We start from the raw sequence: 23,269 nt of genomic DNA, 5'->3' as shown, positions 1-23,269 counted from the left end.
GAGCGGTGATTTTTAACTGGATACAGTTAATTTATTAGCTTATCGAAACAGAATTGGGAATTTATCTATGATAGAAATGCATGACTTATTGCAGCTTGTTATCGACGAGGGAGCGAGTGACCTTCACATAACAGTTGGCGTACCGCCAATGTTGCGAATTAACGGATCATTAAACGGACTAGAAACAGCACCATTAGGACCTGAAGATACTGAAAGGCTGATGAAATCAATAACGTCCGATAAAAACCGTGTTGCAGTAAGTGAAAATGGCGGCGCCGACTTTGGCTTTGCATTTGGCGAACAAGCTCGATTCCGTGTTTCTGTTTTTAAACAAAAAAACACTTACGCAATGGTTTTACGTACGATCTCCAATGCACTTCTCACTCTAGAGCAAATCGGCCTCCCCCCAGCTATTAAAGACTTACTCTACACACCTCGAGGACTCATCCTCGTTACCGGCCCAACTGGTTCAGGTAAATCAACAACTCTGGCATCAATGATCAACGTCATCAATAATGAAAGAGATTGTCACATACTCACTGTTGAAGACCCTATAGAATTCTACCACCCCCACAAGACTTCGATTGTAAATCAACGAGAAATTGGCCCGGATGTCCCTTCTTTTGGAGAAGCTCTCAGACGTGCACTTCGTCAAGACCCCGACGTCATACTTGTCGGTGAAATGCGAGACCTAGAAACAATCTCTGCCGCTGTAACTGCCGCGGAAACAGGCCACTTAGTATTTGGAACTCTCCACACTACTGGTGCAGCTGAAACGGTAGACAGAATTATTGACGTCTTCCCCACCGACCAACAAGAACAAGTCCGCTCCCAGTTAGCGGCTGGCTTAGTGGCAGTTATCTCTCAGGCACTGTTACCTAAAGTTGGTGGAGGACGTGTTGCTGCCTTTGAAATTATGATTTCTACCGACTCAATCAAGGCACTCATTCGAGATAACAAAACTTTCCAGGTTGTATCAGAGATTCAAACTGGCCAAAAATACGGCATGAACACCCTCGATGCTCACCTCCTCCAACTCTATGAGGAAGAGAAAATCACTTATGCTGACATGATCACTAAGTGTAAAGATGTACAAGCAATCAACAACAACCTCAACGTTTAAGGAGTAGACATGGCTAAGTTTAAATATGTAGCAATGGATGCTACTGGCAAAGAGCATAAAGGTATAATCGAAGCTGAAAGTGAGGCTGATGCAAGCGCTCAACTAAAGCAGCAAAGCATGATTCCCACATCGATAACTCAAGAGTCTGCTGCTAAAAAGAAAAAGAAAAAAGGCGCTGGCGGAGGCATGGGTGCCATCACACTTGGCACACCAAAAATGACCTCAAAAAATCTAACTGTTTTTACGAGACAGCTAGCTACACTCCTTGGTGCGGGGCTCCCAATGGTCCGCGCCATACGAACCCTCGCAAAACAAGCGAAAAAAGACGTTATACTCAGGCAAATATTGACTCAAATCGCCGACTCAATCGAAGGTGGCAACGGCTTCTCCGATGCTCTTGCCTCTCAACCTAAATCATTTAACAAGCTCTACGTAAACATGATCCGTGCTGGTGAAGCATCTGGTGCCATGGAAGCCGTACTTAACCGCCTTGCGGAATTCATGGAGAAATCAGAAAAACTCAAGCGAAAAGTTAAGGGTGCACTCATGTATCCTTGTTCAGTACTTTTCATTGCCGTATGTATTACTTGGGGTCTCATGACATTCATTGTCCCTAAGTTTAAAGAAATCTTCGACGACCTCCTTGCTGGTGAACCTCTCCCAGGATTAACTGAGTTCGTAGTTCAACTCTCCACCTTCATCAACACCATGTGGTACATCCCTCTTGGTACTATTGTAGGTGCTGTATTTGCCTTCAAAGCATTTAAATCAACGAAAGGCGGCTCCTACGCCATTGACATGGTCCTCCTCAAAATGCCCCCCCTCGGTGGCATGGTCACAAAAGTAAACACAGCCCAATTCTGTCGAGTCCTTTCGACTCTTTTAGGCTCAGGTGTAGCCATCTTAAACGCCTTAGAAATTGTAAGGAACACAACTAGTAACGCCGTTGTAGCTAAAGCAGTCCAAAGCGTTGCTGACTCTGTTAAAGAAGGTGAAAGTGTAAGTAAACCTCTTGATCAATCTGGCATATTCCCTCTAATGATGATTTCGATGGTAGAAGTTGGCGAAGAAACAGGTGCAATGCCTGAGATGATGCTTCGTGTAGCAGATATTTACGAAGAAGAAGTTGATGTTGCCGTAGACGGCCTCACCTCACTTATTGAACCTATAATGATCGTTTTCCTAGCCGTCGTCGTTGGTGGCATAGTTATTGCCATGTTCATGCCCATGATTAAACTCATGCAGACAATGTAGTAAAATTTTATTAACTAAAGAAATATTATAAATAAATGAAAAAACTTATATTTACTGGACTATCTTCCACTGCAGCCCTTGCTTCACTAAGTCCTGAACTGCATGCGGAAAGCCAAACTGAATTAGATGCCGATATGAAGCTCATCAAAGCTTACATTGACAATTCTGACAAATTTGACTTCACAAAAGAATTAACTTTTCAAATCAAGCTCGCTAAAGCGACCTACAAGAGCCAAAAAGATGCTCTCGCAAAGATTGACATCATGCTTGCTTTCTCAAAAAAACGCAACACGACAGCGAGAAAAGTCCTTACTGACTTTGGTATGAACAGCCCTCAGTCAGAAGGTGTTTTATACTTCTTTATCGAAAAGGCACAAGAAGCCAACGATCGAAAAAGCTTAGCTATTGCAGGCAAATTATTCTTTGAATCAAAATTCAAAGAAAGCCTCAGTAAAGAAAATCCCTACTTTGAAACACTCCAAGGCGCCGCATACTCCTACAATCTTGAACTCACTAAGAGTGACAAAAACAAATCGAAAGCTTTTGAAGCCTGGTGGAAAAGCAAAGGCTTCCCGCCAATTGCACCGCCTGATCAATCTCCTTCAGAAGCCCTCTACGCTCAAACCGTAGCTGTAATGGATGAAGCTCTTGAGATTTTCACAAAAAGAAAGCCTGGCACAATAAATACAGCTGACATTAAGTCCCAAATCAAACTCATTAAAGAACTTGAATTTGAACAATCAAATGACCAGATCGACCCATGGTTTCTGCTGTGCGTAAGTGAAGCTGCTCGTGGCATGGCCCTACTTGGAGAAGAACAAGAAGCCCTACCATGGCTTGCACATTACTACAAAAGATTTGCTGATATTGATGCTGCTGTAAAAGCTACGGCTAAAAGAGAAGGCAAGCCTGAAATAGTTAGTACTTCAATCATGTCTAACTTCCTTTATTCAAAAGCCTGCATCTACTGGGCCGTTGCTCAACGCTCTGCAAAAGCTGGGGATAATGCCAAAGCTCAAACTTCACTAGTAGACAAAGGCACTCAAAATGCCGCTGTAAATATGTACCTCCTCGTTATGCGCTACCCACAATCACGCGGGGCAATCAAAACTTTATTTGAGTATGATGATGTTTGGAAGCTTTACGCAAAAGTTGGTGGAACAAAAAGCAAAAAAGCTCTCCCTACAGACAAAAAGCTTATTTTCATGGCTAATTACTCTAAAAAAGATTACGATAAAGCTATCACACTAGCTGATGAGTATATTAAGTCTGTAAAGAATATGAATGACAAAGGCGAAGTTCTTTGGCTAAGTTTCTATGCGGCTACTCAAATCGATAACTTCGAAAAAGCGGAAGAGTATTACAAAATCCTTAAAAATGAATTCTCGAGCAACGCCGCTTTAAGAGCTGCTTATCTAGACAAAGCAACTGGCTGGAGAAAAAGCTTCTACAAAACTCGCGTCAAGGAACTTGCAGATGACCCTAGCAAGAAATCAGCTTACGAAATCTTATCTAAGATCAAGCTATCGGATCCAAACAACCCAAACGATGCTCTACTTGACCTAGTTGATGAAGTCAAACTCGCTTTCAGTACTTACGGAAAATCAAGAAGTGCAGGCAAAGCCAAAGCTAAAGAAACTTTAGCCCTCATTGAGGCTTACATCAAAAAATTCCCTAACACAACTCAATTAACTTTGGCTTACTCACTTAAGGGCCAAATTGCGGAAATCGCACAAGAGCACCAAATTGCCCTTGAATCGTATCAAGAATTCCTCAAACGTGAAAGTGGTATTGATACTAAGGGGAAATATAAAAGAGCTGAAGCTTTTTATCACATAGCTTACAACTTGCTAAAACTCGACCAAATTGAAGGCGCCAACGGCATGCTTAACGCTGTTGAAACCTACAAAAACTACATCGCTAAAAATGACTTCAGTGATGCGAGTGATAAGCAACAAAAAAATCTAAATGATTTTAATGCTGGCTTAGACATCTGGAAAATAGATATTGACTACAATAAAATCAAAGAAGTCAAAACAGCTTTTAATGAGTCCGACAAGAAACTCAAAGCTTCCCCTGATGACAAGTCACTCCAAACGACACATAAACAGCAGCTCGAAAAACTCCAAAAAATGTCATCTAAAGTTGCAGACAGCTACCTTGATTGGACGAAACGCAATAAAACTAACAGCAAAATTGCAACGATCCTCGCAAAAGTCGGTGGCATTTACCAAGATGCTAAAATGGATCGTGAGTCACAGAAGATCTTCAGTGAAATTTCTGAACGTTTCCCAGATAGCCCTGTGTTAGAACAAATTCAGATGCGCCTCGTTATCTCCTACATCAACAACAAGGACATTGGAGCTGCAGCTAAAGAAGCAGCTAAATTGGACTATGAAAAAATGTCCGTAGGCACACTTCAATACTTAGTGTCTAAATTCCTCTACCCATCAAAACCTGACAAACGAAAGCTCAATCAAAATGATTTTGAGAAAGCTACTCAGATAGTCATCAAAGCCTCAAACAAGATCATTACTCAATCAAGTGAACAAAGTGCAAAACACCGTTACGCATTTTATGCTGGACGTGCACACTTCTTAATAGGCGAAAAACTTGAAGCAGGAAAACTATTTGATATCATCAAAAATGAAGCTCCTAACTCACCTTACAGTTTAGAGATATCATTCCTAGATGTTGAGATCATGATTGAAAAAGGCAAATATACAGAGGCTGATAAGATCATCTCTGATCTTGAAAACTTAGTTAAGACCTATGGCACTCCTTTACAACATGCTAAAGTGAGAACACTAAGTGGCAAAGTCGGCTTTGGTGCTAAACAGGAAAACTTTGTTAGAAAAGGTAAGACTCAGTGCTACTTAGTCTATATCAGTCAATTCCCTAATACCGTTGAAGAAACTGAAGCGAAAGAAGTTATGGAAAATGCAACTTTTTACCTTACCATGTGTAAAGCTTTGCTCGGAGAAGATATTAAACAGTTAAGAACTGAATTCTTACAAAAATACCCTTCTTCCTCCTTCCGCGATCAAGTTCTAACGCCTCCAAGCGCTATTAAATAAGGATTTCAACCAATGAAAAAAATCATATTCACACTCCTCACACTTGTTGGCTTCACCTCGTGGTCACAAGTCACCATCGGTCTTAAGGATGGAAAACTTATTGAGGGCCAAGAAATTGGTGAAAAAACAGGACGAATCACCATCACTATATCTGGTGGCGCTACTCGTACACTAGATAAAAACGACATCAAATACATTGACTGCCCTCAGCCTAAGTATATCTCTTCTTTGATTAAGTATACTAATGCAGGTAAATATGACGCTGTACTTAAAACAGAGAAAAACCTAAAAGAAGTAAGTCTCTTCGGTTGGGGCCAAATAGGTCATTTATATTACAGCCGAGCCTTACTTGCAAAAGGTAAAGTTGAAGATGCACGTAAAATGTTAAGACGCGCACGCTTCTCTGCTGTTAATACGAGTAATAAGTTACTTGATGATACAATCATCATGGCCGCACTTATTGATATTGAAGTCCATGATAAAAAACTTGCTGCAGCTGAAGATTACATCAAAAAAATATCGGAAAAACAATTCGACTCTAACGGCCAAAAATACTATTTCATGGCAAAAGGAAACTACTACAGAGCCAAGGGTGACGCTAACCAAGCACTCGCAAGCTACTTCAAAGTAATTTTACTAGAATCGCCAAAAGATTTCGAAAGAAAGCGTGCTTTGGAGAAAGTTAAGGAAATTTATACAGAATTTAACGATCCCCGCCTAGCAGAACTCAACAAACTTTAATATACTAAACGATTAATTTATTAAGATACACAACAGGAGCCAATAAATGTTAAACAACACACTAAAGTACACTCTCGCATCACTAGCCCTTTCGATGAGCGCTTTTGCACAAGAAGCCGCAGAAGCTGGTGGCGAAGCAGCTGCTCAAAATACAACAGCAGGTTTTAAAGAAATTATTTTTGGTGGCGGTGCCGTAGGTATCTTCATTTGGGTACTTATCTTACTCTGTTCACTCGGTATGCTCGCCTTTATCATCGACTCTGTCCTTATCTTAAATCGCGAAAAAATTCTTCCTGCACATCTTCAAGATGCTGTAGAAGACTCACTTAACGACGGTGACCTAGAATCCGCTATTGCCGCTTGTGAAGAAACTCCTAGCCCCCTTGCAAACATTCTCCTTGCTGCTTTTGCAAATATCGCAGAGGGTTACGATGTTATCCAAGATTCAGTTTCATCTGCTGCAGATTTAGAAAACGAAAAAATCCTTCAACGTATCAACTATTTAAACGTATTTGGTCAAATGGGTCCAATGTTAGGTCTACTAGGTACAGTATCTGGTATGGTTGGCGCTTTTGCGGGTCTTGCAAATAAAACTGGTGCTGCTAAAGCAACTTTCCTTGCAAACCAAATTTCAATCGCACTATGGACAACTGTTGCTGGTCTCTTGATTTCAATCCCAGCCTTACTCGGCTACACACTTGCTCGTAACGCCGCAATCAAAATCACTATCGAAACTCAGTCTACCGTTCTTGACCTCATTAAAAAGCTGAAAGATGCTGAAGTAGATGACGAAGAATACGAAGACGAAGAATACGAGTAATAATGTTCTATAATGGCCAATAGTAAAGACGTCAAAGCAGAAGGAGCACCGATTTCCTCCTTGATCGATGTGGTTTTCCTACTGATTATGTTTTTTGTAGCGACAGCCCAAATGGATCAGGAAGGCTTCGACCAAAACGTGCAACTTGCCATCGCTTATGATATGGAGAAAATCAAAAATAGAGCCAATGGACAATTCCCAATTAGTGTCCTTAAAGAAGGTGTAGTTTCTACAGGACCTGGTAGCACTGGTGACATTGCTGGTCTTAAGAGAGAACTCACTCAACACGTAGCGAACTATGGCGACGAAGTAACTGTCATCATACGTCCTGACAAGGAAGTTGAGCTCAAAGTTATCGAAGAAGTTATGAGTGCTGTAGGTGAATGTGGCGTAGCTAAAATCAATATCTCCGCGAAGTTAGAGGAATAAGATGGCTAAAAAACGCAAGAAAAAAAGAATTGAAGAAGAAGCTGAAGTACCACTCTCAGCAATGATTGACGTCACCTTCCTTCTCTTGACATATTTCATTATGACTCAAACTGAAGTCATTGAAGAAGCTTATATTGCAATGAATATGGTTGCCCCTAACCCAGGTCCTCCACCCGAGGTTAAACCAACTATTTTTGACATTAAAGTCTTCGAAAATGATTATGTCGTACAAGGTCGCGCATTTAAAGAAATTGACGCATTAGGTGCTTATTTAGCCGCCTTTGCACGTGAGACTGCGGGCGCTGAGATCACTATTGATTTAAAGCTTCAAGGCAGAGCAAAAACTAAGCGTTTAGTTGACTTATTAGATATCCTTGCCAAAGAAGGACTTGAGAAAAAAATCAATATTGCCTTCCTTCAATAACTACACTTGATTTACATAAACTAAGCCCCTTTATTAAACGATAGAAAGTTCCTTTCTATCGTTTTTTTATTTCTCAAACAAAGGTGATAAACAATGGCTAAGAAAAAAAAGTTGAAAATCGTAATTGGTGACACTGAAGTCCCTCTCTCTGCAATGATAGACGTAACTTTCTTACTTCTCGCATATTTCCTCATTACGAGTAGTCCAGTGATTGAAGAAGCTCATGTCGCTATAAATACACCATCAATACTAACTACGCCTATTATAGAAATCGATCATTCCACTTTTGACATACACGTTTTAAAAGACAAGTATCATATCCCCGAGCTAGGACGAACTTTTGAAAATGCTCAAGACATGAAAAATTTCATTGCGGACTTCGCAAATAATACCGAAGGCGACAATAACAAAGTAAATTTAAAACTAGATGGTAGCGCAAAGACTGAGCGACTCGTAGATTTAATCGATCTTTTAGCAAAGGAAGGCTTAGAAGACAAAATGACCCTTGCCTTCCTTAACTAAAGTCTCCATTCATTGTTAATACCAGCGAACGCCCTGACGCATAGTCACGGTGTTCGCATAAGTATATACCCTGCCAGGTACCTAACGCTAAACGACCATTTTTTATGGGTATACTTACACTCGAACCTAAAATAGAGGATTTCAGATGTGCAGGCATATCATCTGACCCTTCATAAGTATGCAAATAATAAGGCGCATTTTCAGGTACCATTTCATTAAAATGACTCTCAAAGTCCGTGCGAACGGTTGGATCGGCATTTTCATTTATAGTTAGAGATGCCGAACTATGCTTAATAAAAATATGCAATAAACCTACTTTACAGGTCCGCAAATCTTCCAACTCCCCTATTATGTCATCTGTAATCAAATGAAAGCCCCGGGATTTAGTCGGTAAATTAATTTCTTTTTGTTTCCACATATTTAAATAACTTTTAATAATTAATCATAGATGGGTATTATACACCTTAATGATATATTGGAAAAATCTATCTCAAAAAAGACTCATCATGACCTTAATAAAAAATAAAAAACCCATCATTAAAATTAGCGATAATTTTTCTAAATACCTAGAATCCCATAGTCGTCATTTTATTCTTCCTTTAGACTATGAAGATTTATTGCGTTTTCAAGATTCCTTCCCTGTCTATGATCACGATGACGAGCCCACCCTTTGGGAAACTGTCATGTATCCCCATCAAGAACAGGTCATCTTAGAAAAAGCTCTTCTCCAAATATACGTAACTCTTTTAGCTGGTGGCGACAAATCAATTATTGAACACCTTAGCGTTGATCGTATAGATTACTGCGCCTTTGCTAACTCGCGTCCATTCAGAATCCGCGTCATAAATAAATTCAATGATAACCGTGACCATTTTTACGTTAAAAAAGCCGATGCCTCGAGAATATATGGCCTCGAATTCGAAGGCTTACTCTCCCCCAATCGCGTCAATTATATGGTGGATCAAAACACACTAATTGAAGAACATATTATCGGTATTCCTGGCGACCATTATATAGAACACAATATGTCTCACCCTAAAGTCAACCCTGTTCGCCTCTGTAAAGAGTTTGTTAAATTTAATGAACGCTGCTTTACTTCCCTCATTGGAGACATGCGATCATATAACTATGTCGTCAATGTCACACCAGATGTGGAGGAAGATCAGTATCGAGTACGACCTATAGATTTTGACCAATTTTGCCACGAAGGCAATGTCCAAGTTTATCTCCCTCAATTTTTCCCTGAAAACCAAAAGATCGTTCAACTCTGCATGGATCGCCTTAATCCAGAAACTGTACGTCAGTATCAGAGAGAGGAAAGAAACATCATATATCGTCGCTTTCTGTACTCTAAACAACAAGTTAAAAGTCTTGTTGCCTGCATGAGTAAAGACAAACTTGCCTCACGTGAAAATATTGTCCAGTTACGCGAAGAACTCTCCGAATTCCATAAGAACAAAGATTTCATCAAGTGCAATAATATGGGGGACATCATCAAGCAAAACATTATTACCTTACTCAACCTCGAATCTAAGAAAAAGTAATTTATGCAATAAAAAAGCGCCCTCCTTACGGAAGCCGCTTTTTTTAAAGAAACAAACTTTCTTAGAAAGTTACTACTGACCTAATCGCTTTCCCCTCATGCATGAGGTCAAAGGCTCTATTGATCTCTTCAATTGGCATTGAGTAAGTAATCATGCTATCAATTTCAATCTTACCCGCAAGATAATCATCTACTAAGCCAGGAAGCTCTGAACGGCCTTTAACACCACCAAAAGCTGTCCCCATCCATTGGCGGCCAGTTACTAACTGAAAAGGACGCGTGCTAATTTCTTGACCCGATCCAGCTACACCAATAATTACTGATTTACCCCAGCCCTTATGGCAACATTCCAAAGCTGAACGCATCACCTGTGTATTACCGATACATTCAAAAGAATAGTCAACACCACCATCAGTAAGTTCAACAATAACATCCTGAATGGACGCACCATGTTTCTTAGGATTAATAAAATCTGTCGCACCGAGCTGTTTAGCCATTTCAAATTTATCTTCATTGATGTCAACGCAAATAATACGACTCGCTCCAGCCATCACAGCACCCTGAACGCATGAAAGGCCTATGCCGCCCATACCAAAGACGGCAACTGTAGAACCTGGCTCTACTTTAGCCGTATTAAGCACAGCACCAATACCAGTCGTGATACCACAACCGAGCAAGCAAACTTTTTCTAACGGTGCGGCCTTGTTGATTTTTGCTACAGAGATTTCCGCCACAACTGAATACTCTGAGAATGTCGAAGTGCCCATATAGTGAAGAAGTTTTTGACCCTTATATGAAAAACGACTCGACCCATCTGGCATCACACCCTTACCCTGAGTTGCACGAACTGCTTGGCATAAATTTGTTTTACCTGAGGTACAGAATTTACAGACTCCGCATTCGGGTATATAAAGTGGAATAACATGATCACCCGGAACAACACTTGTTACGCCAGGCCCAATTGCTTCAACAATTGCTCCACCTTCATGACCTAAGATGACAGGGAACTCACCCTCAGGATCATCTCCTGAAAGCGTGAATGCATCCGTGTGACAAACGCCAGAGGCAACATTACGGATTAAAACTTCACCTGCTTTTGGACCCTCTACATCAATTTCTACGATCTCTAATGGTTTGCCTGCGGCAAAGGCAACAGCTGCTTTTGATTTCATTTTTTATTCCTTTAGCTATTTATTTAAATTTTTGTAATGTTAATTTTACTGATAAACTACAAAAATCAATAGGTAAATTCAATGATTGAAAAAAAGTCTGAAAATCTTATTTTTAATGGGCAACAATTTTTTTATTCGCATCACTCCGACACCCTGAATTGCGACATGGAATTTTCCGTCTACCTGCCACCCCAATCGAAAAACAAAAAATACCCCGTTCTTTACTGGCTTTCGGGCTTAACCTGCACTGCTGAGAATTTCACCACTAAATCTGGATTTCAAAGATATGCGGCAGATCACGGTGTGATTGTCGTCGCTCCTGACACAAGCCCTAGAGGGGCACAAGTAAAAGACATTAAAGATGAATGGGACATCGGTTGTGGAGCGGGTTTCTACGTCAACGCGACGACAAATGAGTGGGATCAACACTTCAAAATGTACGATTATATCACAAAAGAATTACCCACCCTTATTAAGGACAATTTCAACTGCTCTGACAAAGCTTCCATATCAGGTCATAGCATGGGTGGTCATGGCGCCCTCATCTGCTCTTTAAAAAACCCTGGAATGTACCAATCCACATCGGCATTTTCACCAATTGTAAACCCTGTCAATTGTCCCTGGGGTCAAAAAGCATTCAGCACTTACCTTGGTGAGGATATAGAATTATGGTCTGCGTGGGATAGTGTCGAACTCATTAAACAAGGCCATCAAGTCAATCATCTTTTCGTTGACCAAGGACTTGCGGATAATTTTTTAGATAATCAACTCAAAACTGACGCCTTGAAACAAGCTTGCGAGAGCAAAAAAATAAACCTAGAACTCAAGTATAGGCAAGGCTACGACCACTCATATTACTACATATCTTCGTTTATTGGCGAGCACATAAAGTGGCATGCGCAGTTCTTAAATTAATCTAAATTCTCCCACTCAGGTCCTTCTTCGCTAATGCCTTTAAGGACCTTAACTTTTTTCTCGACTTCAGCTAATTTTGCTGAACAAACTTTTGCAAGATCACTCCCCTTTTCAAACTTCTTAAAGCTATCCTCTAAGCTAAGTTCTCCTTGCTCCATTTCCTGAACAATTTTCTCTAGCTCTCCTAAGGCTTCTTCAAATTTTTTCTCTTTCATTCTTTTACCTTCTTTTCAACTTTTGCGACTAATGAACCTTTTGCTAAACGAATTTCGAGCAAATCAGATTTTTCCACATCCTCATTAGAATGCAAGATTTCTCCCTTGCTCCGCACAATACTGTAACCTCGATCCAGCGTACTTTGCGGGTTTAGCAATTTTAAATTTTTATGTATAGCTTCTAACTGACTCCCCTTATTCCGAACAAAATTTTCGAAGGAAGTCATCAGTCGAGTTTTTAAGTGCTGTAACTCTTCTTTCTGACGCAATATATCAGGTGTACGGTTTTTCAAACGCCCCTCAAGCTCCATGAGTCTTTGCGACATGTACTGTAAGCGCTTCTGTAAGGCTTGCTCTAATTTTAATTTTACAAAGTCTAAATTCTGATACTGAACTTCTAGTTTTTTCTCTGGATTATTCATCATCAAACGATGCTTACATTCACGGAATTTCTGTGCTAATGAATACAACTTAAGTTGTAAATTCTTATCCAAAGATCGCATTTGATTATTGAGCTCTTGAATGAATTCGGCTCGACTCTTGACCACTAACTCGGCTGCAGCTGAAGGGGTCGGAGCTCGCAAATCCGCAACAAAATCAGAAATTGTAAAGTCCACTTCGTGGCCAATAGCAGAAATAATGGGGATGTGCGACTCGGCTATTGCATAAGCTAAGTGCTCCTGATTAAACTCCCATAAATCTTCAATGCTACCTCCACCACGCGTCATCACTATCACATCAGCCGCTTCCATCAAATTGCAACGATGAATCGCTCCTGCGATTTTTTTATGCGCGCCTTCTCCTTGAACTGGAACCGGAAACAAGCGTACTTCTTTTCCTGGAAAACGCCTGTTGAGTACCTGTAAAAAGTCGTGAAGTGCTGCTCCATCTGCCGAACTTATAACAGCAATCTTTTCTGGAAAAACGGGCAAACTCTGCTTTTTCTCTTGAGAGAATAAACCCAAATCACTCAACTTCTTTTTTAACTGCTCAAATTCGAGCTGAAGTTTCCCCACTCCGCCAGGACGCAATTCTCTCACAATAATTTGCGTTCTCCCCGAAGGAGCAAAATACGTTAAACTTCCAAAAACCTCAACTTCCATACCATCCTGCATAGAAAATGAACGCGCCTGCTGTGCACCATTAAAGTAGGTACATGAGACTTGGGATTTAGCGTCTTTAATCGAAAAATAGACATGCCCAGAACTATGAATTGTCAGGTTAGAAACTTCTCCTTTAACCCAAAAAGGTTTCACTCCCTGCTCAAGTACTTGACGAACAGCCATCGCTACCTGACTCACAGACCACATGTTCTGATTTTGACTCATCTTTATCTAAGCGCCTTCATATTTCTTTTTTGTCTTTGTTCGTTAACAAAGCGCCAAACAGTTTGTGATTTATGTAGAACTTTAATAAGTGCAGATGTACTCAAGGGTAGATTTTTCGATAAATCAGAAACTTGATACGAACACTCATCCAAACCATCCATTAAGGTGGCTATCAAAACTGGATAGAGTTTATTTTTCTCATTCATATTCCAATCCCCACTCCAAGCTTCATATTCTTCACGCATTTGCAAAGCGAGCTCTAGTCTAAGACGACGCAAGGCTCGTTTCTTATTGACGGATTGCTGACGGTCTTCTGATGCCGATGCTTGTATATCCGTTTCTTTATGGATTAAACGCACTGCAGATGAGGTTTTATTCTTTTTCTGCCCTCCAGGACCCGACGCCTTAAAAAAGTCCTGTGTGCATTGTTTCAACAAGTCTTCATCATCCAAGAGTAAAAGGTCTTGACGTTTCATTATCCCGGAGGCCAATTAAGACTTCTGCCACCGATAATGTGAAAATGTAAGTGAAATACACTCTGCTGGGCTCCTGCGCCATTATTAGTCACGACTCGGTAATCTTCAAAGCCCTGAGAATGGGCAATCTCTTTCGTTTTGATCATCATGTGCCCTAATAAAGCCTGATCATTTTCTTCCGCATCAGATAAGTTGAGTAATTCTTTTTTAGGAATTAATAAAATGTGCATGGGAGCTGTTGGGTTAATATCTTTAAAAGCTAGGCAAAGTTCATCTTCATAAACTATGTCCGCTGGAATTTCCTTTGCAATAATTTTGGAAAAAATTGTACTCATGTAAAAACTCCGTATTAAACTTAATCAGTCTTATAATTTAGACGATTTATTAATCTCTCCAAGTCGCCAAGTTTTCATGGTCAACTTTTTTTGCTAGAGATTTCCATATCTCTTCATCTGCAGAACTACGGATCAAAGGCATAAAACCAAAGTTTAAATAGAGCCTAACGGCCTTCAGACGCATCGTATAGGTTCTTAAATAGGCCTTCTCATGCCCACATTCCTTTAAGCGTTTGAGAACTTCGCTTAAGAGGCAATTGGCTAAGCCTTGCCCTTGATAATCGGGATGAACTGCCACCCAATGAACGCGACCCCAACTTTGACCTAAAAAGTTTTTATCATACCAAGCCGTGGCAGTGGCAACTGCAAGTCCGTCGGAATTACAAATATAAATTTGACGCTTCTCTAATTTTTGAGCCTTGGCTCCAAAGTACTCTTTAAAAGTCGTCGAATAAACTTTATTATAATTATCGGAAGCTTTGTAGATTCTAAACCAATTTTCTTCATCTTGAAATTCATAATTCCGAAAATAAAACCCTGCAGGCAAAGGACTCGAAACAAGCTCATTCAAATGAGCTCGCGTTAGGAAAATTTCTTGATATTTAGTATCATTCATAATAAAAAAAGGGCGGAATAAATCCGCCCATTAGAATTTGTTAAAGAAAACTATTTTTCGTCTTCTTCCTCTTCTTCGTCGAGGTCATCTTCCTCTTCATCGTCAAACTCAGATATTTCGTCTTCGCCGATAAACTCTTCGGTCTCATCCTTGCTTGCAGTAGTCTCTGTCGTAGTTTTGGGAGATACACCAATAACATTCATCAATCTTTCGTCTAGGCCCTCTTCATCGAGAACTTCTTCATCAGGATCAATGATTTCATCGTAAGCATCTTCTTCGTTTTCTTCGTCATCATCATCTTCTTCTTCAAGCGATGCGACAAGATCTTCACGACTAAAACTAACCGTATCCATAATAGATGGACGAACAGGCTCAGATTTTTCAACACTCATTTTCTTTAAGTAAGGTGATTTTCCACCATACATATATAGATGGTCATGAATTTCTTGATCATCACTATCCATCCACTCATCCCAGTAGCCATCAATGCATTCTTCTAGGCCAGAATTCGATTCATCTAATGCTTTAGTCTTGCGCACATACTTAAGGGCTTGTGCCAAAGAATCAAAATTTGTATACTCGGGATCACCGTCATACCATACTCGATATTTACTCACGATTTTTTTCCTTAACTTTAACTATTGAAATTTAATTTTGAGAAATGAATAATCCCTATGAGAAAAAATGTCAAGTAGCAGAAGAAAAAAATTACAGAGAACCTTTGGTTGAATACAGGTTTGAAGTGCCATCTTTAGAGGCCGCAATGGCGAAAGCTTTCGCAAAACATTTGAAAATTGCTTCAGAAATATGGTGCTTATTATCACCATAATGAACAAGTACGTGAATGTTCATACGCCCAAAAATGGAAAGTGCTCTGAAAAATTCTTTTACCAATTCACAATCGAATGTCCCCATCTGCCCAGTAAAAACCTCAGGCACACGATATTCAAAATGAGGTGATTTACGGATATCTACAGCTACCGTACATAAAACCTCTTCCATGGGAAGTGTGAAACTACCGTAACGATTAACACCCGTCATATCTTCTGTGGCTTTATCAAAAGCCTGTCCTAAAACAATAGCCACATCTTCCACCGTGTGGTGAAAGTCAACTTCTATATCGCCAACTGCCTTCAAAGTCATGTCCATTTGTCCATGCTTAGCAATGTGAGTTAACATGTGATCAAAAAACGGTATTCCTGTATCAATAGTGTACCCAGTCCCCGAGAAAGGACGTAAGTCTAATTCAATTTCCGTTTCGTAAGTTTTTCTGTCTATCTTTACTTGTTCCATAATCTTTTGGCCATATAAACTAATTAATAAAGTAATTGAACTTAAATCTCCTTTTATTTAGATCAAGTCCATGTTGTAAGAGAGTTGTTTGATGTGTATAATACGCAGTCAATAGGAATGTTGAAATATTAAAAAAGTTTTACTTATGGAAATTACACTCACTCCCGATTATTGCTGTGGTGGCGGACACTGTGGCCCCATGCCTGGATATTTTTACGAATGCCCGCACTGCGGAACGGAAACTCAAGCTCGTACTGGTTTCGAATTAGAAGAAGGCGACGAACTTAAATGCTGCCTTTGTAAAGAATCAATAAAGGCAATCAAGAAAAAATCTAATTTTAAATTTGAATTTAGCTTGGACTAAGAACTATACTAAAGCATGAGTACACTGCCCCCAGAAGATCAGCCGCCTCAGCGTGGACTTAAAATCAAATCCCCAGGACAAAAACCCCAAGGATTAAAAATTGTCTCTTCAGGCAACGATAGTCATCAACTTAAGATGGTTAAGCCCTCTTCTCAGGACAATTCTCACCAGCTAAAAATTAAGTCTCCTTCTTCTACTTCATTTCATCCCAAAAACGCTCAAGAAACTTTAGACGAAATCGAATCCTTCGATCCACTTGCTACCTACGTTCAGCATCAAGAAACACTCTACGATATGGAAGAAAAAAAGCGACAAGCCATTGTCGAACAAGAAGAAAAACTTCGCAAACTAGAAGAAATGCAGGAGCAACGCCTGCGTGAATTAGAAGAACGCCTTGAGCAAGAACGCAAAAAACTTCAAGAAGAAAAGATGAAGTTTGAGCATGCGAAACGAGAAGAAGATTTTAGACACCAAAAAGAAGAAGATTTTATCAAAGAACACGAACGCGAAGATGAAAAGCGCTGGGTTGAATACGAAGAGAAAATCAAAAAAGAAGAAGAACTTCAGAAAAAATTAGAAGAACTGGAGAAAGAAAAAACTTCTGTTGAAATTAACGCTCACAACAAGCAAACAGAAGAAGCGGAAGAAGCGGAAGAAGCGGAAGATCCAACAAACGATGCTCCCATCAAGCTAGAAAAGAAGCGCCACACCGATACTAGCACTTGCAAAGCTATCAATCCGGTTAATAACGACGATTCATCAAAAACTGCTAAAGAAGAATTACTCAAGCACACAGTTGATTCAGACCGCGAAAGCCTTCTTGCCCTTGATGAAGAAGCCGACGAAACTATCCCGTCTTCAATAGTTGACGACAAGGTGGAAACCGAAGAAGCGCGTAAAGAACAAGACCCTCAAAAAACCCTCGTCCAACTCGACCCCTTCGCTATAAACCCCGATGATATCGATGACGATTTTATAGAAGAAGATGAAAACAAACACCAAGCTATCCCTCTTAACGAGCAGCAAGCTAGAACCTCCGGCGGCTTCACCCCCTGTTTTTATGTCATCGACGAAAAAGGCATCCGCATGACCCCTATTGAAGATGACGACGTCATCTTCAATTTTGGACGTGGAAAAAATAACGAATGTCACATCAACGATAAATCAATTTCAGAAACGCAAATGCGTGCCATTCATTTTAAAGGACGTTGGACCTTCATGGACACTGGCGTCCGTGATGCACTCTCCTTCAACGGCATCAAATCACGACAACTCACAACCACTTCAGAATCCCGTACAGCAATTAAATGCGGTAACAGTTGGATTATTCATGTTGGCCTCGACAGCTCAAAATACGAAGACACCGATACACAACTCCTTAAGCGCTCCATTCTGGACAACATACCTGAACCCTTTGTAGATGACGCTTGTGTCACTCTTAGCTATAGAAACAAAGCCCGCTCGAGTACCATGGCACCTATACTTGCGGGTTCACATGCAAGCTGCGATTTCCGTATGGACACACTCAAGCCTTTCCACTTCATTATATACTGGAGCCAGGTCGGCTTATACATGGAAGACCTCACAAAAGGTCACCCAGGCGTCTTCTTAGGTGATAGACGAATTTCTGGCAACACTGGCATCAACCAAACCATCAGTATAACTGCAGGTAAAAATCGCTTTGACGTCGTTGTAACGGGAACCCAAGACACGCATCGCCAAGCTTTAGCCGATGCACACAATAATAAGCAACGGCTTAAATTAATGCCCGTTAGCAGTCAACTCCCCCCGATCATCCTTACACCAGGCCTTCGAAATCTAGTCATTGGTAGAAACGAAGAATCTGATTTAATGATTGAGGATATTTCTGTGTCTCGTCGTCATGCAAAAATTAGTATTCGCGATAAATCTGTTATGCTCGAAGATCTCAAGAGTATCAATGGAACTAAAGTCAATTTAGAAAAAGTCAGAAGAAGTATCGTCGTCCCCGGTGATGTAGTTACAATCGGCAATGTCTCTTTCTTACTTTGCTACGAAGAACTTTCCCGCACCGCCCGATGAAACTCAAGCTCTTTCTTTTATTAATTTTCTTCAGCCTCACATCTAGCTATGCACAAAGCAATGCTCTAAACATAGATATTAATGGTGACCTCAAATTTAGCGCCGAAGAACAGAGTTCTTGGATCCAAGTCGCTCTTGAAGAATTTGAAAAATACAGCGTCCGTGGCTCATCTAGAACTCAACAAAAACTTGAACTTATCTTCAGCTCAGACATCGATGGTAATAATGAAATTGATAAAAAAGAGCGACGCATCATTCGCGCCCGTTTAGCTTCCATTTGCGCTTACTATGAAAACTTATTTAAAACGGAATATGGCGAAAACGGAGCCATCGATCCAAGTCAAATTAAAAAAATAAAATCAAAATACTCATCAATGACACCTGGCTACGACCTCGTCGACCCCTTCAAAGACAAGAACCAGAAAATAGAAGAAAGCTTGACGCCTATCTATTTTTGATTGACAAAAACCTTGGCATCAACTTCACTAGAAAAAATCTCCCCGTAATCGACGCGATCATCTTTCTTGTTATAAGGCAAGAAACAAGCATAAGAACTGCCATCCTTATACTCCACATGAGCCTCTATTGCACTGCAATACTCACCGTACTCTGGGTGTTTCACTTTTACCTGACACACTAAAACTGCGCCAAAAATCTCTTCTTCTGAAGCCCTTTTCTTCAAGCGAATGTATAAGTCCTCAATCAATTCTTCTGGATCACTCTCATAGACATCTTTATCGAAATCTTCACTAAATTCCACATAAGTATTCTTATCCATCACTAGTACGTAAGGATAAATATTTTCATTTTTTTCTAATTTCTCACAAGCTTTGGTCAAAGCCGAATCTAGCATGAGGTCGAGGTGTTCTGTTTTCATCTTTTAATCCCTGTAATCATCATTAACCGCAAGCTAAATGACAAGATCTGTTTTTCAAAGCCTATGGCAGATTAACTCAAGCTATTTTTTATCTGGAAAATGCTGATCCATAAAATAAATACTCGTCGTCATATCTTGAATGCGACCACTATCTAATCTCAATGACTTTCTGTATTCACGAGGACTCATCCCCAACTCTTTTTTGAATGTTTGAGAAAAATATTGCGAACTCGAAAAACCCACTTTGTAAGCGATCTCAGTAATCGATAAACTCCCTTCGCGAATCAAACGTTGCGCAGTGTCCACTCTAAATTGACGGACAAAATCAACTGGTGAAGTTTTAAAGATTTTCTTAAATAAGAAACGGAAATGACTCTCCGAATAATTAAAATGCTCCGCAATCTCCTGAACCTTAATATCTGTGCGAGACACATGTGTTTCCAAGTAGGACAACAAACTCTTCTTGAACAAATTATATTCATTGAGATAGGTTTTGGCTTCCCAACCCTCCGAACGGCGCACGACCATTGTCAAAATTTCATGTAACCAGCCTTTACAAAGACCCTCGGAAAAAACATCCTGCCTCTCATGCTCACTTATCAATTTCGAAAAAAGGATACTTCTGTCAGTTGGAAGGGAAATTTTTCGACCTTCAATAGCATGTAATTTTCTATTAAATAACTCTCTCTCAGACTCACTCATGAAACCATCATAATCTAAGTCGATCTGCATGAAGTAGGCATCACTCACCATAAAATGCCCGCCAAGCAAAGCTAATTTATCTTCTGGAAAAGTGACTAAGATATCATTTTGACGCGTTACGATTAACTCATCGTTAATCAACCACTCAAGAGTCCCCGAGACCACATAAGTAATCTCAAAGCGCTTATTCATATGAGGCAACATCGCATTACGACTCACTTCTGTAACCTGCCTATGACCTAAGACCGCAATCTCATTTAATAAGGATGGGCGATCCTGTGGTCGACCGAATCGAATAAGTTTATTAGCCATAATTTCACCTTTTTATTTTTTTATAAAAGCACTTATTAAGAATATATAACTACAGAAAACAAACACCTAAGCAAAAGAAAATATCTGAAGTTATAATATTCAACGATATTAGCGTGGAAGTATATTTCAAACCCTACCCGTAGTATTAAGCATCATTTTTTATAAATAGTCATAAAACAAACAAGGAAACTGAATAATGAAAATCAAAAATGCTGCAGATTGTAAATACGACATCTTATCACTAGGCGAAGTCATGCTCCGTTTGGATCCAGGAGAAGGACGCGTTCGCAACACTCGTAAATTCAACGTATGGGAAGGCGGAGGTGAGTACAATGTTGCTCGCGGCCTCAAACGCTGTTTCGGACAAAGAGCTGCAATCGTAACTGCTCTTGCAGACAACGACATCGGTTATTTAGTTGAAGACCTCATGTACCAAGGCGGCGTCAACCAAGAATATGTTAAATGGGTTCCTTACGATGGTTGTGGCCGCACAGTTCGCAACGGACTTAACTTCACGGAACGCGGCTATGGTCTTCGTTCTGCACTCGGCATCTCCGATCGTGGTAACACAGCTGTTTCTCAACTTAAAAAAGGCGATATCGACTGGGAGAAAATCTTTGGCCAAGACGGCGTTCGCTGGTTCCACACTGGCGGTATTTTCGCCGCTCTTTCTGAAACGACTCCTGACGTAGTCTTAGAAGCCGTTCAAGTTGCAAAAAAATATGGCACGATCGTATCTTACGACCTCAACTTTAGACCTTCTTTATGGAATGCCATTGGCGGCGAAGCGACTGCACAGAAAGTGAATCGTGAAATCGCTAAATACGTTGATGTGATGATTGGTAACGAAGAAGACTTCACGGCATGTCTCGGACTTGAGATCGAAGGTGTTGATCATAATCTCACTAAACTTGAGTCTTCTGCTTTCCACAACATGATTAAAAAAGCTTCCGAAGAATTCCCTAATTTCCAAGCCATTGCTACAACCATGCGCGGCGTTAAAACTGCTACTATCAATGACTGGAGCGCTGTTGCTTGGTCAAGAGAAGATGGCTTTGTTGAGTCAGCCAAGCGCGACGAAACAGAAATCCTCGACCGTGTTGGCGGTGGCGATAGTTTCGCATCTGGCCTCATTTATGGCGTGATGATTAAAGGAAGTATTCAAGAAGGTGTTGAATACGGTGCTGCTCACGGTGCTTTAGCAATGACCACTGCTGGCGACACAACGACTGCACGTCTCAATGAAGTTGAGCGCCTCGTCGGTGGTGCAGGAGCACGTGTCATTCGATGAAAAATAAAATCCTCCAATTCGGTTCGGGTGTTTTCCTCCGCGGTTTTTGGGGGTGGATGGTCAACGAACTCAATAAAAACGAAAACTTTGACGCCTCTATCACTATGGTTAAGCTCACCCCTCGGGGTGACCTTAGTCAGTTCAAAGAAACTTCTGGTCTCTATTCACTAAGTACTAAAGGGCTCTTGAACGGCGAAGTCATTGACACAAATGAAGAAATTGACATCTACCAAAGATTCATCCATCCCTATCCTGAATGGGTTGAGTTCTTACTCACTGCGGAAGAAGAAGATTTGCAAATTGTCGTTTCTAACTCCACAGAAGCGGGCATTGTCTACAAACAATGTCTTTTTCCAAATGAGTGCCCGGAAACTTATCCTGCTAAACTCTGTGCTTGGCTCTATAAGCGTTTTGTTCACTTTGATCAAAGCTCAGACAAAGCACCACTCATCTTGCCTATGGAGCTCATCGAAAGCAATGGTGACAAGCTCCAAGAAATCATTATCAAGCACGCTAACGATTGGGGCTTGGACCACAATTTCATCACTTGGGTTCAAAAAGATTGCGATTTCCGCAATACACTTGTCGATCGTATCGTTACTAAAGGGGATAAGAACGACGCTTGCGTAGAACCTTATCATCTCTTTGCCATCGAAGGCGAAGAAGCTGAAGAGATCCTCCCTTTGAAAAAAGCTGGCGTCAACGTTTTTTGGACCAAGAACCTTCCCGCTTTCAGAGAAACAAAAGTGCGCATGTTAAATGGTGGTCATACATCAATGATTTATGCCGCTATACTAAGTGGTGAAACCATTGTCGCTGACGCATTAGAAAAACTCGAAATCGACCAATTCTTACGCTCCATACTTCTCGATGAAGTCCTCCCTACTCTCGAAGCCAAAGGTGGCGACAAACAGGAACTGACGGATTATGCCGAAGCGGTAATTGAAAGGTTTAAAAACCCTTTCCTCAATCATGAAATGATTAATATTGCTTTAAACTCCGCATCCAAACTACTCGTACGAATCCTCCCCTCTTTTAATGATTCCACTAAGCTCAACAAAAAATATCCTGAGAAACTTTCAAAGGCTATCGCTGCTTTTTTCTGGTTTTATAGAGGCTCAGTTGAGGGTGATACCTTTAAAGGTGAATCCGAAGGTTTGACCTATGAATTTGCGGATGACGCAAAAGCCATGAGCGCCATCGCTAAGTGTGATACGAGTTCCGCTGCGAACTTCGCAAAAGCCATCCTGGCTTGTTCCGCTTGGAAGGGTGCATTTAATAAGCACCCAGATTTCGAAGCAACTTTAACAAAAATTTTAGAAGAATTTGAAGAGAAAGGACTTAAAGCAAGCCTTTTCCCAAATACTTAATAAGGAAAT

At 40.5% G+C, this 23,269-nt stretch carries 26 protein-coding genes; 15 read left to right on the top strand and 11 right to left on the bottom strand.

The genetic code is table 11. From position 1 onward, the window contains the following. The first annotated feature begins 67 nt into the window (after nucleotides 1-67). The 8 genes from LNTAR_RS15970 (at nucleotide 68) to LNTAR_RS15935 (ending at nucleotide 8,390) form a co-directional block, all read left to right on the top strand. Nucleotides 68-1,123 carry a type IV pilus twitching motility protein PilT gene (locus LNTAR_RS15970; RefSeq protein WP_007279773.1) on the top strand — a complete coding sequence of 352 codons (1,056 nt, stop codon included), beginning with the start codon at nucleotides 68-70 and terminating at the stop codon, nucleotides 1,121-1,123. Nucleotides 1,124-1,132: 9 nt separating this feature from the next. Beyond that, entirely contained in the window at nucleotides 1,133-2,377 is a 1,245-nt protein-coding gene (locus LNTAR_RS15965; RefSeq protein WP_007279772.1) for a type II secretion system F family protein, read from the top strand. A 35-nt stretch (nucleotides 2,378-2,412) separates the two neighbouring features. Continuing rightward, a complete protein-coding gene (locus tag LNTAR_RS15960) occupies nucleotides 2,413-5,454 on the top strand; it encodes a tetratricopeptide repeat protein (RefSeq protein ID WP_007279771.1) in 3,042 nt (1,013 codons plus the stop codon). Nucleotides 5,455-5,466: 12 nt separating this feature from the next. Continuing rightward, nucleotides 5,467-6,195, top strand: a complete 729-nt coding sequence (locus tag LNTAR_RS15955) for a tetratricopeptide repeat protein (protein ID WP_007279770.1) — start codon at nucleotides 5,467-5,469, stop codon at nucleotides 6,193-6,195. Nucleotides 6,196-6,241: 46 nt separating this feature from the next. Further along, the gene (locus LNTAR_RS15950; RefSeq protein ID WP_007279769.1) at nucleotides 6,242-7,015 is read left to right on the top strand and encodes a MotA/TolQ/ExbB proton channel family protein; all 774 of its coding nucleotides are present in this window, start codon (nucleotides 6,242-6,244) and stop codon (nucleotides 7,013-7,015) included. 12 nt (nucleotides 7,016-7,027) lie between these two features. After that, nucleotides 7,028-7,444 (top strand): ExbD/TolR family protein, encoded by a 417-nt coding sequence (locus LNTAR_RS15945; RefSeq protein ID WP_007279768.1) that lies wholly within the window; start codon nucleotides 7,028-7,030, stop codon nucleotides 7,442-7,444. A gap of 1 nt (nucleotide 7,445) precedes the next feature. After that, nucleotides 7,446-7,868, top strand: coding sequence for an ExbD/TolR family protein (locus tag LNTAR_RS15940; RefSeq protein WP_007279767.1), 423 nt, complete (start codon nucleotides 7,446-7,448; stop codon nucleotides 7,866-7,868). A gap of 93 nt (nucleotides 7,869-7,961) precedes the next feature. Beyond that, nucleotides 7,962-8,390 (top strand): ExbD/TolR family protein, encoded by a 429-nt coding sequence (locus LNTAR_RS15935; protein WP_007279766.1) that lies wholly within the window; start codon nucleotides 7,962-7,964, stop codon nucleotides 8,388-8,390. Here the strand turns inward: LNTAR_RS15935 and LNTAR_RS15930 are convergent. Further along, a complete protein-coding gene (locus tag LNTAR_RS15930) occupies nucleotides 8,383-8,808 on the bottom strand; it encodes a secondary thiamine-phosphate synthase enzyme YjbQ (protein WP_007279765.1) in 426 nt (141 codons plus the stop codon). The genes LNTAR_RS15935 and LNTAR_RS15930 overlap by 8 nt on opposite strands. Before the next feature lie 88 nt (nucleotides 8,809-8,896). Between LNTAR_RS15930 and LNTAR_RS15925 the strand changes: the two genes are divergently transcribed. Continuing rightward, entirely contained in the window at nucleotides 8,897-9,934 is a 1,038-nt protein-coding gene (locus LNTAR_RS15925) for a hypothetical protein (RefSeq protein ID WP_007279764.1), read from the top strand. 61 nt (nucleotides 9,935-9,995) lie between these two features. Here the strand turns inward: LNTAR_RS15925 and LNTAR_RS15920 are convergent, their stop codons facing one another. Next, a complete protein-coding gene (locus LNTAR_RS15920; RefSeq protein WP_007279763.1) occupies nucleotides 9,996-11,105 on the bottom strand; it encodes an S-(hydroxymethyl)glutathione dehydrogenase/class III alcohol dehydrogenase in 1,110 nt (369 codons plus the stop codon). A gap of 84 nt (nucleotides 11,106-11,189) precedes the next feature. On the opposite strand from LNTAR_RS15920, the gene fghA reads away from it, so the two are divergent. Next, on the top strand, nucleotides 11,190-12,020 hold the full coding sequence (gene fghA, locus LNTAR_RS15915) for an S-formylglutathione hydrolase (RefSeq protein ID WP_040915120.1): 831 nt from the start codon (nucleotides 11,190-11,192) through the stop codon (nucleotides 12,018-12,020). Here fghA and LNTAR_RS15910 read toward each other — a convergent pair. From LNTAR_RS15910 to hisB, 7 genes are all read right to left on the bottom strand, one after another. Continuing rightward, the gene (locus LNTAR_RS15910) at nucleotides 12,017-12,235 is read right to left on the bottom strand and encodes an exodeoxyribonuclease VII small subunit (RefSeq protein WP_007279761.1); all 219 of its coding nucleotides are present in this window, start codon (nucleotides 12,233-12,235) and stop codon (nucleotides 12,017-12,019) included. The two genes, fghA and LNTAR_RS15910, sit on opposite strands and share 4 nt — an antisense overlap. Continuing rightward, entirely contained in the window at nucleotides 12,232-13,563 is a 1,332-nt protein-coding gene (gene xseA, locus LNTAR_RS15905; protein ID WP_007279760.1) for an exodeoxyribonuclease VII large subunit, read from the bottom strand. Before xseA ends, LNTAR_RS15910 begins: the two co-directional genes overlap by 4 nt. Before the next feature lie 2 nt (nucleotides 13,564-13,565). Continuing rightward, a complete protein-coding gene (locus tag LNTAR_RS25925; RefSeq protein WP_007279759.1) occupies nucleotides 13,566-14,039 on the bottom strand; it encodes a peptide chain release factor family protein in 474 nt (157 codons plus the stop codon). Then, on the bottom strand, nucleotides 14,039-14,374 hold the full coding sequence (locus LNTAR_RS15895; protein ID WP_007279758.1) for a histidine triad nucleotide-binding protein: 336 nt from the start codon (nucleotides 14,372-14,374) through the stop codon (nucleotides 14,039-14,041). The genes LNTAR_RS25925 and LNTAR_RS15895 overlap by 1 nt, the downstream gene beginning before the upstream one ends. Nucleotides 14,375-14,423: 49 nt before the next feature. Continuing rightward, nucleotides 14,424-14,990 (bottom strand): GNAT family N-acetyltransferase, encoded by a 567-nt coding sequence (locus LNTAR_RS15890; RefSeq protein ID WP_007279757.1) that lies wholly within the window; start codon nucleotides 14,988-14,990, stop codon nucleotides 14,424-14,426. 50 nt (nucleotides 14,991-15,040) lie between these two features. Then, nucleotides 15,041-15,607 (bottom strand): hypothetical protein, encoded by a 567-nt coding sequence (locus tag LNTAR_RS25920; RefSeq protein WP_007279756.1) that lies wholly within the window; start codon nucleotides 15,605-15,607, stop codon nucleotides 15,041-15,043. Between the two features lie 91 nt (nucleotides 15,608-15,698). Then, a complete protein-coding gene (gene hisB, locus LNTAR_RS15880; RefSeq protein WP_007279755.1) occupies nucleotides 15,699-16,283 on the bottom strand; it encodes an imidazoleglycerol-phosphate dehydratase HisB in 585 nt (194 codons plus the stop codon). A 145-nt stretch (nucleotides 16,284-16,428) separates the two neighbouring features. Between hisB and LNTAR_RS15875 the strand changes: the two genes are divergently transcribed. The 3 genes from LNTAR_RS15875 to LNTAR_RS15865 are packed head-to-tail and all read left to right on the top strand — an operon-like array spanning nucleotide 16,429 to nucleotide 19,166. Beyond that, nucleotides 16,429-16,647, top strand: a complete 219-nt coding sequence (locus LNTAR_RS15875) for a hypothetical protein (RefSeq protein ID WP_007279754.1) — start codon at nucleotides 16,429-16,431, stop codon at nucleotides 16,645-16,647. A gap of 15 nt (nucleotides 16,648-16,662) precedes the next feature. Next, nucleotides 16,663-18,708 carry an FHA domain-containing protein gene (locus tag LNTAR_RS15870; RefSeq protein WP_007279753.1) on the top strand — a complete coding sequence of 682 codons (2,046 nt, stop codon included), beginning with the start codon at nucleotides 16,663-16,665 and terminating at the stop codon, nucleotides 18,706-18,708. Then, nucleotides 18,705-19,166, top strand: coding sequence for a hypothetical protein (locus tag LNTAR_RS15865; protein WP_007279752.1), 462 nt, complete (start codon nucleotides 18,705-18,707; stop codon nucleotides 19,164-19,166). The genes LNTAR_RS15870 and LNTAR_RS15865 overlap by 4 nt, the downstream gene beginning before the upstream one ends. Here LNTAR_RS15865 and LNTAR_RS15860 read toward each other — a convergent pair. Further along, nucleotides 19,157-19,585 (bottom strand): hypothetical protein, encoded by a 429-nt coding sequence (locus LNTAR_RS15860; RefSeq protein WP_007279751.1) that lies wholly within the window; start codon nucleotides 19,583-19,585, stop codon nucleotides 19,157-19,159. The genes LNTAR_RS15865 and LNTAR_RS15860 overlap by 10 nt on opposite strands. Nucleotides 19,586-19,666: 81 nt before the next feature. Beyond that, nucleotides 19,667-20,599, bottom strand: a complete 933-nt coding sequence (locus LNTAR_RS15855; protein WP_007279750.1) for a helix-turn-helix transcriptional regulator — start codon at nucleotides 20,597-20,599, stop codon at nucleotides 19,667-19,669. 196 nt (nucleotides 20,600-20,795) lie between these two features. On the opposite strand from LNTAR_RS15855, the gene LNTAR_RS15850 reads away from it, so the two are divergent. Both LNTAR_RS15850 and LNTAR_RS15845 read left to right on the top strand, forming a co-directional pair. Beyond that, on the top strand, nucleotides 20,796-21,890 hold the full coding sequence (locus LNTAR_RS15850; RefSeq protein WP_007279749.1) for a sugar kinase: 1,095 nt from the start codon (nucleotides 20,796-20,798) through the stop codon (nucleotides 21,888-21,890). After that, the gene (locus LNTAR_RS15845; protein ID WP_007279748.1) at nucleotides 21,887-23,260 is read left to right on the top strand and encodes a tagaturonate reductase; all 1,374 of its coding nucleotides are present in this window, start codon (nucleotides 21,887-21,889) and stop codon (nucleotides 23,258-23,260) included. Before LNTAR_RS15850 ends, LNTAR_RS15845 begins: the two co-directional genes overlap by 4 nt. Nucleotides 23,261-23,269 lie beyond the last annotated feature (9 nt).

The organism is Lentisphaera araneosa HTCC2155, assembly GCF_000170755.1.
In the GTDB taxonomy this organism is placed as follows: Bacteria; Verrucomicrobiota; Lentisphaeria; order Lentisphaerales; family Lentisphaeraceae; genus Lentisphaera; species Lentisphaera araneosa.
The sequence above is the reverse complement of the archived record's forward strand: the minus strand, read 5'-3'. Positions and strand labels throughout refer to the sequence as shown.